14 protein-coding genes and 2 pseudogenes are annotated in these 12,615 nt (G+C 69.8%); 6 read left to right on the top strand and 10 right to left on the bottom strand.

Annotated elements, in window-relative coordinates; genetic code table 11:
• Positions 1-26: 26 nt before the first annotated feature.
• Positions 27-1,115, bottom strand: a complete 1,089-nt coding sequence (locus IPG72_14530; GenBank protein MBK6770195.1) for a hypothetical protein — start codon at positions 1,113-1,115, stop codon at positions 27-29.
• 130 nt (positions 1,116-1,245) lie between these two features.
• A complete protein-coding gene (locus IPG72_14525) occupies positions 1,246-1,461 on the bottom strand; it encodes a hypothetical protein (protein ID MBK6770194.1) in 216 nt (71 codons plus the stop codon).
• A gap of 577 nt (positions 1,462-2,038) precedes the next feature.
• Here IPG72_14525 and IPG72_14520 point away from each other — a divergent pair.
• From IPG72_14520 to IPG72_14510, 3 genes and pseudogenes are all read left to right on the top strand, one after another.
• A complete protein-coding gene (locus tag IPG72_14520) occupies positions 2,039-2,950 on the top strand; it encodes an insulinase family protein (GenBank protein MBK6770193.1) in 912 nt (303 codons plus the stop codon).
• Between the two features lie 193 nt (positions 2,951-3,143).
• Positions 3,144-3,776 (top strand): annotated as a pseudogene (locus IPG72_14515) (hypothetical protein).
• Between the two features lie 28 nt (positions 3,777-3,804).
• On the top strand, positions 3,805-4,746 hold the full coding sequence (locus IPG72_14510; protein ID MBK6770192.1) for an insulinase family protein: 942 nt from the start codon (positions 3,805-3,807) through the stop codon (positions 4,744-4,746).
• 239 nt (positions 4,747-4,985) lie between these two features.
• Here IPG72_14510 and IPG72_14505 read toward each other — a convergent pair whose 3' ends face one another.
• Both IPG72_14505 and IPG72_14500 read right to left on the bottom strand, forming a co-directional pair.
• Positions 4,986-5,777 (bottom strand): tetratricopeptide repeat protein, encoded by a 792-nt coding sequence (locus IPG72_14505; protein MBK6770191.1) that lies wholly within the window; start codon positions 5,775-5,777, stop codon positions 4,986-4,988.
• A gap of 199 nt (positions 5,778-5,976) precedes the next feature.
• Positions 5,977-6,909, bottom strand: a complete 933-nt coding sequence (locus IPG72_14500; GenBank protein MBK6770190.1) for an SUMF1/EgtB/PvdO family nonheme iron enzyme — start codon at positions 6,907-6,909, stop codon at positions 5,977-5,979.
• Positions 6,910-7,102: 193 nt separating this feature from the next.
• Here IPG72_14500 and IPG72_14495 point away from each other — a divergent pair, with 193 nt between their 5' ends.
• The 3 genes and pseudogenes from IPG72_14495 to IPG72_14485 all read left to right on the top strand — a co-directional run bounded on the left by IPG72_14495 (position 7,103) and on the right by IPG72_14485 (position 8,448).
• Positions 7,103-7,381, top strand: a complete 279-nt coding sequence (locus IPG72_14495) for an adenylyltransferase/cytidyltransferase family protein (GenBank protein ID MBK6770189.1) — start codon at positions 7,103-7,105, stop codon at positions 7,379-7,381.
• Positions 7,360-7,545: a hypothetical protein gene (locus IPG72_14490; GenBank protein MBK6770188.1), complete on the top strand. Its 186-nt coding sequence runs from the start codon at positions 7,360-7,362 to the stop codon at positions 7,543-7,545. The genes IPG72_14495 and IPG72_14490 overlap by 22 nt, the downstream gene beginning before the upstream one ends.
• A gap of 224 nt (positions 7,546-7,769) precedes the next feature.
• Positions 7,770-8,448: pseudogene (locus tag IPG72_14485) on the top strand (non-canonical purine NTP pyrophosphatase).
• A gap of 296 nt (positions 8,449-8,744) precedes the next feature.
• Here IPG72_14485 and IPG72_14480 read toward each other — a convergent pair.
• The 6 genes from IPG72_14480 to IPG72_14455 all read right to left on the bottom strand — a co-directional run bounded on the left by IPG72_14480 (position 8,745) and on the right by IPG72_14455 (position 12,028).
• Entirely contained in the window at positions 8,745-9,116 is a 372-nt protein-coding gene (locus IPG72_14480; GenBank protein ID MBK6770187.1) for a hypothetical protein, read from the bottom strand.
• The gene (locus IPG72_14475) at positions 9,113-9,346 is read right to left on the bottom strand and encodes a hypothetical protein (protein MBK6770186.1); all 234 of its coding nucleotides are present in this window, start codon (positions 9,344-9,346) and stop codon (positions 9,113-9,115) included. Before IPG72_14475 ends, IPG72_14480 begins: the two co-directional genes overlap by 4 nt.
• A gap of 406 nt (positions 9,347-9,752) precedes the next feature.
• Positions 9,753-9,968, bottom strand: coding sequence for an AAA family ATPase (locus IPG72_14470; GenBank protein MBK6770185.1), 216 nt, complete (start codon positions 9,966-9,968; stop codon positions 9,753-9,755).
• Positions 9,878-10,120: an AAA family ATPase gene (locus tag IPG72_14465; protein ID MBK6770184.1), complete on the bottom strand. Its 243-nt coding sequence runs from the start codon at positions 10,118-10,120 to the stop codon at positions 9,878-9,880. The genes IPG72_14470 and IPG72_14465 overlap by 91 nt, the downstream gene beginning before the upstream one ends.
• Before the next feature lie 1,083 nt (positions 10,121-11,203).
• Complete coding sequence (locus IPG72_14460; GenBank protein MBK6770183.1) at positions 11,204-11,395, bottom strand: hypothetical protein; 192 nt, start codon at positions 11,393-11,395, stop codon at positions 11,204-11,206.
• A gap of 165 nt (positions 11,396-11,560) precedes the next feature.
• Entirely contained in the window at positions 11,561-12,028 is a 468-nt protein-coding gene (locus IPG72_14455; protein MBK6770182.1) for a hypothetical protein, read from the bottom strand.
• Between the last annotated feature and the right edge of the window lie 587 nt (positions 12,029-12,615).

The following is a 12,615-nucleotide window of genomic DNA, read 5'->3' as shown; positions in this document are numbered from 1 at the left end:
GCGGTGGAGGGACGGCCGACCCACAGTCAGCGACTGCCCTTGGAGGGGGCCGCAGGCCGCGCGACGACGAGCCGCACCAGGGCCATGCCGAGGAGCCAGACTGTCCCGCACAGCGTGACGACCAAGAGCGGGGTATTGTCTTCGTAGCCGTAAGCGCGCGCGATGACGATGATGGTCACGCTCAGGGCCTGAACGACGACGACGCCCAGAAGGAGCCCGGCGGCGCCGGTGGCCAGCAGGGCGAGCCCGCGACGGCGCAGGCCTTCGACCATACCCGACGCCAGGACCAAGACACCGGCAAGCAGGGCAAATGGAACCAGATCCTCCCGCCATGCCATCGCGGCGATGGTCGCGACGACCGACTGGCCAGCCCACACGATAAGGCGGTTCCAGTCGCGCGCGCGCTTCCGCTCATGGGCGATCCGCCAGCGTTCTCCCTGAGCTGCGTACGCCTGAACACGCTCCACGACGGTCTCGTAGTTCTGCGATGTGCAGAAGATCCGAAAGGCGACGCGCCAGGAGTTGTTCAAGGCGATCATCAGCGCCCTGGGATGAACCGTGACCTTGCGCACATCTTGCCAGGAGATGCCCTCTACCTGTCGAGATTCGGATAACAACGCAGCGCCAAGGAGACCTGGACGACCGGAGAGCGCCATGAAGATGCCGACCACCTTGGCGAGCAGGTTGACCTTCCGCTCACGCTGGCCGGTCTCAACCGTCACGCCTTCGGAGGTAATCTGGTACGCAAATCGAAAGCGGTTCTGAAAGACCACCAGCGCGGTGAGCAGGAATAGCACCACGATGACTCCGGCCATGGCCGCCCACATTGTCGTCGGTAGAATCATCGGTTTGCCGTTGACGATCCACCCCATTGCGAACAGCAGGGCCTGCACCGCGACCAAGGCGAACGCCAGCACCAGGAACGCGTCCCACATCACGAAGCGGTTGTTGATCAGCGGCATGTCGTACTGCCAAATCAGCGCGTCTTCCGGCTCTTCCGTCTTGCCGGCCACCCGTTCAGCGGGCTGCGCGGGATCGCTCTTCGTCGTCGTGCCGCGCCCTACCGAAGCGAGCCGTGTACCGCATTGCTCGCAGAACTGCCGATCGGCGCTCATCGTTGCACCGCAATGCGGGCATGATTCAGTTAGGTTGTTTATGGATTACCCCTCTGGGGCAGGAAGGACACCGGCCGCGCGGGCCTGCGGTCTGCATTGACACTGAATTGAAGGAAGGGGAATAGGAACTTCAAGCGCCCCCCCGCCGGAACCCTGGCAGTCTAAGCCCCTCCCACCCCCGCGTCAACCGCCCCATCCGCGCCTCCAGCGCCGCCGCGCGCCCGTCCGCGCTGCCGTCGGACAGGAGGACGACGACCGGGCGGGCGATCTCGCGACGGCGGCTGGACCGCAGCTCGTCGGCCGCGACGTTCAGCGCGCTGCCAAAACTCAGCGACGATGATTTCAACGACCCCGACGAGACCGCGACATCCTGAAGCGCCTCCTGACCCCCCCCGTCACACCCCACCCCCACCCCAGCGTTGTTGAACCCAACCCCATCCTCCACTACGATTCCCCGCCACCGCCCCGCCCACCAAAGACCGCGACCGCCCCCGCGGTCGCTTCCTCGCGACGCCCGGGCCGGCCCCACCGGCCCGTCCCACCCATACGGAGCCCGCCCGTGACCCCCTCGCCGACCGCCGCAACGCCGACCGCCCCGGCCCCCGCCGTCCCCGCTCCCGCCGTCCCGCCCCCTCCCATCGCGGTCGGCGCCACCGACGCCAGCGGGTTCACCCTGCAGTCGCCGAAAGCCGTCCCCCACCTCAACCTCGTCCTCCAGACCTGGAACCACCCCACCGGCGCCATCCACTACCACCTGAGCGCCGCCGACCCGCACTGCGGGTTCTGCGTCAGCTTCCGGACGATCCCGAGCGACTTCGACCGGCCTGCCGCACATCCTCGAGCACCTCGTTCTGTGCGGCAGCGAGCGGTTCCCGGTGCGGGATCCCTTCTTCTTGATGATTCGCCGCAGCCTTCAGACGTTCATGAACGCCATGACCGGCCCGGACGGCACGTACTACCCGTTCAGCTCGCAGGTGAAGAAGGACTTCGACAACCTGCTCAGCATCTACCTCGATGCCGTCTTCAAGCCCACCCTCAACCCGTTGGACTTCGCGCAGGAGGGCTTCCGGCTCGAGCCGGCGGATGGGCCGGAGGCGAAGCCCGATTCGCCCGACGGCTGGGCGTACAAGGGCGTCGTCTACAACGAGATGAAGGGTGCGATGGGCAACGCCGATGCCCAGCTCTACCGCCACGCCGGCCAGATCCTCGTGCCGAGCACACCCTACCGCCACAACTCCGGCGGCGAGCCGGCCGACATCCCCGCCCTGGACTACGACGACCTCGTCCGCTTCCACGCTGAGCACTACAACGCCGCCAACGCGTGCTTCGCCACGTACGGTGACCTCGACGTCGCCGAGCTGCACGCCAAGTTCGCTCCGTACCTGGCCGCCCGCCCCGGCGCGCCCATCGTCCTGCCCGCGCCCGAGGGCCCGCACGGCCAGCCGGCGTCGGCCATGTTCCCGGTGCCCATCCAGGACGGCCAGGACGCCCGCGACGTCACGATCGCCACCGTCAACTGGGTCACGGGCGACATGCGCGACCTCACCGAAAGCCTCGAGCTCGAGCTGATCGATCAGCTCCTTCTCGGCCACGCCGGCGCGCCGCTCCGGCTCGCCGTCGAGTCGAGCGGCATCGGGCGGGCGATGGCGCCGAGCGGTGCTTCGGCCTACGGCGCGAATGGGACGTTCGGCGTCGGCATCAAGGGCCTCGACCCGGCCGACGGCCCGCGGTTCGAGAAGCCGTCGTGGACACGATCGAACGCCTGGTGGCTGACGGCGTCCCGACGGCGGATCTCGAAGCCGCGCTCCATCAACTGGAGCTCGAGCGCCGGCTGATCAGCGGGGACCGCTTCCCGTTCTGCCTCGAGCTCGCGCTGTCCGCCACGGACGCTTGGCAGCTCGGCCTCGACCCATTCCTCTACCTGGACCAGGACCGTGCGCTCGAGGCGCTGCGCGCCCGAGCCCTCGCCCGGGCTGGCTGTCGCGCAGCCTGGGTGCCCGCTTCCTGGACAACCCGCACCGCGCCTTGATGGTCACCCAGCCGGACGCCGAGTGGAACCGCCGCCAAGACGCCGAGGAGCGGACGCGGATCAACGCCCGCGTCGCCGAGCTGGATGCGGCCGCCCAGGACGCGATCCGCGCCGCGGACGCCGCGCTGGCCGAGCGCCAAGCCGAGGTCGACGACGTCTCGGTCCTGCCGGAACTCCTTCTGTCCGACATCCCGGCCGATCTGCGCTGGGCGGAGGGAACGACGAACGGCGACGGCATCGAGGTCTTCACGGCCGGCACGAACGGCATCCTGCACCAGGTGGCCGCGATTCCGCTTGGCCCGCTTTCCCCGCGCGATCTCGAACTCCTGCCGCTCCTCATCGGCGCCATCGGCAAGCTGGGCGTCGGCAACCGGGATTACACCCGCCAGGCGGCACTGATCCACGCCGTCTGCGGCGACCTCTCGGCCTGGGTGGATTTGCGCAACAGCGCCGCCGACCCGACCGTCGTCAACGGCTTCGCCTTCTTCGAGATCTACGGCCTCGCCCGCAAGTACGCCGACTTTGCCGGCCTGATCGCCGAGACGCTGCGGGCGCAGCGATTCGACGAGACGGATCGGTTGCTGGAGATCATCGAGCAGGCTGTCGTCGGCATGCTCCAGCGGATCAACTACGGGCAACACGCTGGCCGAGCAGGCGGCGATGCGCGGCTTCGGCGGCCGCGCCGGCCTCGACCACCGTTTCAGCGGCCTCGGCCGGCTGCGCTGGCTCGAGGACGTGGCCGAGCGCGGCGGCAAGGACAAGGGGGCGATCCAGTCCCTCGGCGCCGAGCTGAGCCTGCTGATGGCCCGCCTCGCCGCCCGACCGGTGCGCCTCGCGATCATCGGCGACGCGGCGGACCAGGCGGCGGTTCAGGACCGGACGCGGGCGACATGGTCGAACTTCGACCGCCCCGCCTTCCTCGGCCCCGATGTCACGCGGACCCCGCTGCCCGGCGCCGAGCCTGCCGCGCCACGCGCCTTCACGACCGCCACCCAGGTGAACTACTGTGCGCTCGCCCTGCCCGCCCCCGCGATCAGCCACCCCGACGCGGCGCCGCTCTCGGTGGCGGCGCGTTACCTCGGCAACGCGTACCTCCACCAGCGGATCCGCGAAAAGGGCGGCGCGTACGGCTCCCGGGCCGCCTACTCCGCCAGCCTCAGCGCCTTCACGACGACGAGCTACCGTGATCCGCGGCTGGCTGATACGTTCGCCGACATGCGCGACGGCTTCCGCTGGCTGGCCTCGATCGCGGACGACGAACGCCACCTCCGCGAGGCCGTCCTGCGCGCCATCGCCGACATCGACCGCCCGCAGAGCCCGGCCGGCGAGGGGCGCCGCCGATTCGTCGCCGACCTCATCGGCTACGGCCCCGCGGTGATCAACGCCTACCGCAGCCGGATCCTGGCCACGACGACCGATGACATCCGTCGCGTCGCCGCCACGTGGCTCGACCCCGACCGCGCCGCCGCCGCCGTCGTCACCAGCCGCGACGCCCTGACCACGTCCGGCCTCGGCTGGGAGAGCGAGGCGATCGGCCAGAGGGGCGCGGCGCTGTTGGCGGAGATGGGGGATGAGGACGAGGACGATCCGGACGAAGCGTAAGAACCTCCCGAACGGGCGGAACGATCCCCGCCCATGATGCGATGACCACGGCACACCGTCCCACCCCCGCGTAGGGGCGACGCATGCGTCGCCCGATCCCCGCCCAATGCACCCCGCATCCCGAATGACCCACGTGTTTCGCGTACCGGTCGTCACGGGCGACGCGTTCGCATCGCCCCTACGCGGGGGATGGATGCGGCGTTGGGGTGCCGGCATCATGGGCGTGGTACGCCCGTCCGTTATCCGCCCGACGACGTTCCCGCGGCGCGCGCCATCTCCACCAACCGCGCCAACCGATCCCCCTCGTTGGCGACGAACCACGTGTCCGCCGATAGAAGTTCGTGGGCGCGGGCGAAGTGCGGCCGGGCTTCGTCGGCTTGCTGGCGTGCGGTCAGGCACTCCGCCAGCTCCTCGTGGACGAAGCCGTCCTCGCTGCCGGCCGCCTCGTGGTCGGCGAGCAGCGCTCGCTGGGCAGCCAGCGCCTCGTCGATGCGGCCGAGGGCGCGCAGGATGCGGGCGACGGACCACCGCGCGATGCGGATCGTCGCCGCGTTGCCGGCGGCTTCGCGGAGGGGCACGGCGCGCTCGAACACATCGAGGGCGCGCGCGTCGTTGCCCATGGCGTGGTACGTCCAGCCGAGGTTGTTGTAGAGCGAGGCGCGCCACCGCCGCGCCGCCGGGTCCGGCGACGTCTCGGCCAGGGCGAGCGCGCGCTCGTTCCACGCCAGCGCGCCGTCGGGCGGCTCGACGATCGCCACCATGTGGGCCGCATCGACCGCGAAGCCGTCGGCGCCGCAGGCGCGCGCGCGGTCGAACGCGTCGACGAACAGCGGGCGGGCATCGCCGGGACGGCCGGACGAGTTCAGCGCGCGGCCGCGCTCGAGCAGGTAGCGCACGCGGGTCACGTCGTCCGCGTCGTCCAGTTGCGGCTCGACGGTGTCGAGGATGCGATGGGCCTCGTCGAACGCGCGCTGGAGGCTCTTCGTGCGCGCCAGCTGGGTGAGCAGTTGCAGATGGGCCGAGCGCCGCACCCGCGACGGGGCGCCGGACGGAGATTCGAGGACGGGTCGGACCGCGTGCCGGACGGCGCGCCGGACACCTGCCAGACGCGGCGACCCGCTCGAACTCCGGCAGCAGCGCCCGGAATCGCGCTTCCGTCGCAGCCGGGTCGGCGTGATCCCACAGCGCGTCGAAGTCGGGCGGATCCGGCTCGATCTCCTCGGTCACCGCTTACTCCGCTGGCTCGTCGTCCGTCACGACCCGGAAGCCGATGTGGTGGTCCTGGTACGATCGCCCGTCCTCGAAGTGCCGGTACGCAGCGCGCGACGAACGGGTCGCTGCCCCACCAGCCGCCCTTCTCGATCTTGATCGCCCCTGTCGCCGGCCCGGTCGGATCGACGACCTCCCCGCCCTGCGCCGCGGCGATGATCTGCGCATAGTATTCGCCATCCAGCCAGTCCGCCACCCACTCCATGGCGTTGCCCGCCATGTCGTGCGCGCTGACCCAGCTTGCGCCCGCCGGGAGGAGGAGCCGACGGCCGTCAGGCCGTCGCTGTCGACGACGTTCGCCTTCGCCGGATCCCAGGCGTCACCCCACGGATATACGCGCGACTCCGGTCCCCGGGCGGCGAGCTCCCACTCGGCCTCGGTCGGCAGCCGGCCGCCGCGCCAGCGGGCGTAGGCCTCGGCCTCGTGCCATGTGACGCAGACGCGCGGGTGGTCCGGCAGCGCATCGGGCACGCAGTCGACGGGCAGCTCGTCGCGATGGACCGTGTCCAGCCACTTCAGACCGTCGGCCGACCAGAGCGCGTCGTCCGCGTAGCCGCCGGCATCGACGAAGGCCTGGAACGCCGCGTTCGTCACCTCGAACGTATCGATCCAGAACCCGCGGCTGAGCCGCACGTCGTGCTGCGGCTGCTCGGATTCCAGCTCCTTGGCCGCCCAGCCGGGCGGCGAAAGCGCCCCGGCCTGCTCGGCCGACGTGCCCATCCGAAACGTGCCGGGCGGGACGTGGACCTGGGCGATGCCGTGCGCGTCGTCGCGCCGAGCGGCGTCATCGTCGGCAGCACCGCCATGGTCGATCCGATCGTCGATCGGATCGACATCGGGACGGCAGGCGGTGGTGAGCAGCATGAGCGGGACGGCGAGGAGGGCACCGGCCACGAACGCGGGGCGGGGCGAGAAGTGGGCATGGCGGGGCGCTCCATGGGCGGACGATCGCGGCGCGTGTCGCGCGACGCAGGCGCGAGCGCAGAGAGAACGACGTGCGGCGGACCTCGGTTCACAAGTTCGGCATGTACGTACGGCGCCGCCCGGCGCTAAACTGTGACCGCGACAGGAGGGTGACAAACGACCCATGAAGATCCGCCTAGGCGTGTTCGGTGGAACGTTCGACCCGATTCACATCGGCCATCTGATCGCGGCCGATGCCGTCGTCGAGGCCCTCGACCTCGATCGGCTGCTGTTCGTCCCGGCGCAGCGCTCGCCGCGCAAGCCCGACGATCCGTCCGCATCCGACGCGGACCGGGTGGCGATGCTCGACGCGGCCACGGCAGGCGATGATCGCTTGCCGTCGACCACGTCGACCTCGACCGTCCGCCGCCGAGCTTCACGGTGGACACGTTGCGCGCGCTGAGCGCAGCCCATCCGGACGCCGAGCTCCACTTCGTCGTCGGCCTCGACAGCTTCCTCGACCTTCCGAACTGGCACGCTCCGTCCGGCATCGCCGCGCTGGCCCAGCTCGCGGTCGTCGACCGCCTGGCTACGCCGCCTCTTCCGAGGAGCGCGACGTGCGGTTGACCGCCCTCACCGCGTCCATGCCGTCACTCCTCGGCCGGTGGACGCTTGTCGACGCGCCGCTCGTCGATCTGTCGGCCACCGACATCCGGCAGCGCGTGGCCGCAGGCCGGTCCATCCGATGGCGCGTGCCGGAAGCGGTGGCGTCGCACATCGCGGCGCGCGGCATCTATCGTGAGGCCAGCGCCCCGGCGTCGGCGAGCGTCAAGCCGGCGGCCCGGCCGCCCCTGACGACGGGCGATGACGGTTCGGCTCTCATCGCCACGACGAATCCGGCAAGGTCCGTGGAGCTGCGCGCCCTGTTGGGCGAACTGGACGTCCTCGTCGTGACGCCCCCGGATGTCGGACTTGCCCTCGATGTCGTCGAGAACGGCGCGACGTTCGAGGCGAACGCGAGTCCTCAAGGCGCGCGCGTTCGCTGCGGCCACCGGACTGCCCGCGCTGGCCGACGACTCGGGCCTCGAGGTCGACGCGCTCGGCGGCGAGCCGGGCGTGCGCTCGGCGCGCTGGGTGCCGGGCAGCGACGGCGACCGGGTGGCGGCGCTCTTGGCGCGCCTCGACGGCGTGCCGACGGAGCGGCGAACGGCGCGCTTCCGGTCGGTGGCGGCGTGGGCGACGCCGGACCGCGGCTCTACGGTCGGCGCGATCGCGACCGCCGCCGGCGCCGTCGAGGGACGCATCGCCTTCGCCCCGCGCGGCGACGGCGGGTTTGGCTACGACCCGGTCTTCCTCGTCGAGGACGGCGGGCTGGCCGGAACGCGTACGATGGCCGAGCTCGAACCGGCTCAGAAGAATGCGCTGAGCCACCGCGGGCGGGCGGTATCGCAGCTGATGCCGGCGATCGTGGGAACGATCGCCCCGCTTGGCCGAAGGGGCAATGACGACGACGTCTCAGGCGCCCGGTAGAAGGACGATGGACGGCGACAGGGTCCGGACTACGGCGCGCCAACCTCGTCATCCGCCCCTTCGCTCCCGCCACGACGAGGACGCCGTCGTCACGCTCTGGCAGCGCTCGCGACCTGGCGCGCCCATGGAACGACCCCGCGTCGAGACATCGCCCGCAAGGCGGCCGTGCGGGCCGAATGGTTCCTCGTCGGCGCCCATGGCGGCCGCGTCGTCGCCACCGTCATGACCGGCTACGACGCGCCACCGCGCCTGGCTCTACTACGTCGGCGTCGGCCCCGATTGCCGCGGCCGCGGATTCAGCCGGGCGATGCTGGCGGCGGTCGAGGAGCGGATGCGCGCGGTCGGCTGCCCGGAAGATCAACCTGCAGGTTCGTACGGGCAACGACGAGGCGATGGCGTTCTATCGGGCGGTGGGTACGCGGTGGACGAGGTGGTGGGGATGGGGAAGCGGTTGAGACGGATGAATGGACCCGCACCGATCCGTTGGCGCTACGCCACCGGCCCTGGAACTCCGCCGCGTCGATCGTCTCCTTCTCCATCAGCCGCTTGCTGACGGCGTGGAGCTTGTCGATGTGCGTCTTGATGTCCGTCGCGCGCTTGTGGGCCGTCGTGACGATCCGGCGGACCTCGGCGTCGATCATCTCGGCGACGTCCTGGCTGTAGTTCACGTGCTCGCCGATCTCGCGGCCGAGGAAACCATCTCCTCGCGCTCACCGTACGTCAGCGGACCGAGCGTCTCGCTCATGCCGTAGCGCGTCACCATGTCGCGGGCGATGCGCGTCACACGCTCGAGGTCGTTCGAGGCGCCCGTCGCGACCTCGTCGAACCGACTCCTCGGCGACGCGGCCGCCGGGAAAAGACCGGCGATGTCGTCCTCGAACTTCGAACGCTGGAACATCGTCCGGTCGTGGGTCGGAGGTTCATCGTATAGCCCAAGGCCATGCCGCGGGGGACGATCGTGATCTTGTGGACCGGGTCGCAAGTGCTTCAGGTTGTCCATCACGGAGCGCGTGGCCCGCCTCGTGGTAGGCGATATCTTCCGTTCCTTGTCCGAGATGATCCGTGGGCGGCGCCTCGGGCGGCGATGATCTTCTCGATCGCTTCCTGGACGTCGGGCATGTAGATCGCGCGGCTGTTGCGGCGCGCCAGGATCGCGCCCTCGTTGATCAGATTCTCGAGGTCGGCGCCGGCGAAGCCCGGCGTCGGCGCGCGACGGCGTCGAGGTCGATATCCGCCGCCATCGGCTTGCCGCGCGTGTGGACGGCCAGGATGGCCGGCGGCCCTTCAGTCCGGGCGGTCGATGATCACCTGAGCGATCGAAGCGGCCCGGGGAGCGCCGGGTCGAGGATGTCCGGCCGGTTTGTGGCCGTGATGACGATGATGTTCGTGTCCGTGCCGAAGCCGTCCATTTCCCGACGAGGATCTGGTTTCAGCGTCTGCTCGCGCTCGTCATGGCTGCCGCCAAGCCCGGCGCCGCGGACCGACCGACGGCGTCGATCTCGTCGATGAAGATGATGCACGGGCTGTGCTTCTTGGCCTGCTCGAACAGGTCGCGCACGCGTGAAGCGCCCACGCCGACAAACATCTCCACGAACTCGGAGCCGAGATCGAGAAGAACGGCACGCCCGCCTCGCCGGCGATCGCGCCGGGCGAGTAGCGTCTTGTTCCGCAGCCGGCGGGCCCACCATCAGCACGCCCGCGGGATCCGCGCCCCGGCGTGATGAACTTCTCGGGCTCCTGCAGGAACTCGACGATCTCGAGACCTCTTGCCGCCCTCAACCATCGCCCGCCACGTCATCGAACGTGACCATCGGCGTGTCGCCCGTGAGCAGGCGGGCGCGACTGCGGGCCGAACTGCAGCGCCTGGTTCGTCCCGCCCCCCAGCCTGTCGGAACAGGAAGAAGAGCAGTGCGCCGAACAACAGGGGCGGCGCGAGCTGGATGAACACGCCGAGCAGCCGATCAAACACCCGCGTCGGCAACACCTCGATCTGGCGTCGTCGCTGCCGTCGTTGTCGAGATATTGGGGCGACGCCGATGTCGAGCAGCAGCGCCGGGCGGCGATCAAGCGTTCCTTGCGCACCATCCAGGCCGGCGTCTCGGCCTTGTCCAGGAACACGAGCATCCGCTGCTGGTCCTGCTCGACCTGGATCCGGTTGACGTGGCCCTCGGCGATCGTGTCGGCCAGGCCGTCAGATCGATCGGCTTGGGCGTGTTGCCGCTGCGCGCCAGCTTTGATAACACGTGACGAACAGGAACAGCACGATGGCGATATAGAAGAACACGTTCTTGAACGTCTGGGACATGGTCGAAGTCCCCGACCCGTTCCGATTCCGACTGGCCGACAGTGCGGCCGCCGTTCCCTCCAGCCGCTGGCGATAGTCGGGGCCAGACGTTGCCCTCAAAGCGGTGGCATGCGTCGGGTCGATGTCCTCGACTGGAAAGTCCCACAGGCCTGGCTGACGGTCGGCCAGCCTGTCGAATGGGTATGCTGGCTCCAGTCGGAACGCCGTCTGAACGGCGTGCCACGGAGCTGGCGTGCTACGGAGCTGGCGCTACGGAGCTTTGGTGTGCTACGGAGCCGGCGCTGGCCGGCTGCTGCGGGGCCAACATCGAGGCGACGTCGAGCGGCGGCTGTGTGTCGGCGGTGCCCATGATCTCCGTGAAGCCGTCGGATGTACCTACTGCGGCTCCGGCGGCGTGTGGACGTCCAACGGAACTTGCTGATCTCCGCCGACTTCTCGGTCCGGTCTTCTTCAGCCATTCCTGAGCGCGCCGTCGCGCTTCGTCTTGGAGGTTCGGTCTCCGGGAGTTCCCGCTCGGCGTCCTTCAGACGATGGTCGATAGTTGCCTTGGCTGCCCTGATGAGCGCATCCGCCGCCTTTGCCGGCGGCAAGCGCGAAGATCTTGTCGATATCGGCGTCGATGAAGCCGAGCTCGGTCTTCATCGACTCCTTCGTGTACTACGTCTCTGCCGTCGGGCTCTTCGCTGCCAACCGCATACGGGTCCGGCGCGGTCGTCGGCAAGGGCGCTGGGGTGGGCGGTGCCGCTGCAGCGGTGTCGCTCAGCGCGCCCGTCGCACCCGTCGACGCCGTGGCGCTGGTGGCGGTCGTCACCGTCGGTGGCTCCCGGCGGAGGCTGGTCTGGCCTGGAACGTCGCGGTCGCTCCGTCCGCCGATACCGTCTCGGTCAGCGCGGAGGTCGGGCTGCTGGCGGTCTCATCGTCCACGGCGCGCGGCCGTACTGGGTCAGCAGGGCGTTGATGAGGTGCCCCATTTGGCGGCCGCGAGCGCCGCGGCGTGCTCGGGTGGCAGCTGCCGAAACCGTTGAACACCAGGTACTCGATCTCCCGACCTGCTCCGAGATCGTCGATCTCGGAGCCGATCGTCTTTGCTGAGCGCTTCGGGTGAGGTTCATCCTGCACCAGATTGTCGCATGCGGCGCGCGTCATCCCGGCCTCGTCAGACGCACTTGTAGATTTTCGTCGAACGCACGATTGAACCTCGACTTCGGACAGCTCGCACGCGGGCTTCGCCGTAACCGTCGGTGTCGCCGGCGCGCCCGCGACGGTCTCGCTCACGGGTCGGTCGTCGTGATCGCGTCGGTCGTCGTCACCGCATCGGTGGCGGTCACGCCTCCATTCGGCGGCCGCGGCGGTGGCCGTGGCGTCGCTCGGGCTCGTGATCTTGGTGGCTTGTCTGCAGCTGGCGGCAGATCCTGTCGGGACCTCCTGGTCCGCGACGGTCACGCCGCGCGCCCCGGCTTCCTTCTGGATGAGCACTTCGTCGATCAGCGCCGTCGAGCGTCGACTGCACGACCCCGAACGCTGGCCGTTCGCGTACTGCGTGATAAACGACTTGTCGTCCGTCTGGACTGGCGCCGACGAGCCGCCGGACGTTGTTCAACACCTGCCGCCGGAAAGTACCGCAGCCGCTGGCTGAACACCGGAGGCGGTGATCGCCTGGCCTGGCACGCGGGCCACGGGCCAGGCGCGCGGGGCCGCGCGTACTCAAACGTGTAGTAGGCGTAGCCTACGCCAGCCGGATAAGATGACCGCGAGGATCGGGCCGAAAAGCGTAGAGTAACTGCCGGCGCTGCCGGTTCGTTCGAATGTGCTGGTGGTACGCGCCGGGCCTTCATCGCCTCGGTGGCGGCGCGCTCGGCCTG

It is taken from the genome of Candidatus Avedoeria danica, assembly GCA_016703025.1.
Lineage (GTDB): Bacteria > Chloroflexota > Anaerolineae > Epilineales > Epilineaceae > Avedoeria > Avedoeria danica.
Note: the sequence above shows the minus strand (reverse complement) of the source record. Positions and strands in the feature narration are given on the sequence as shown.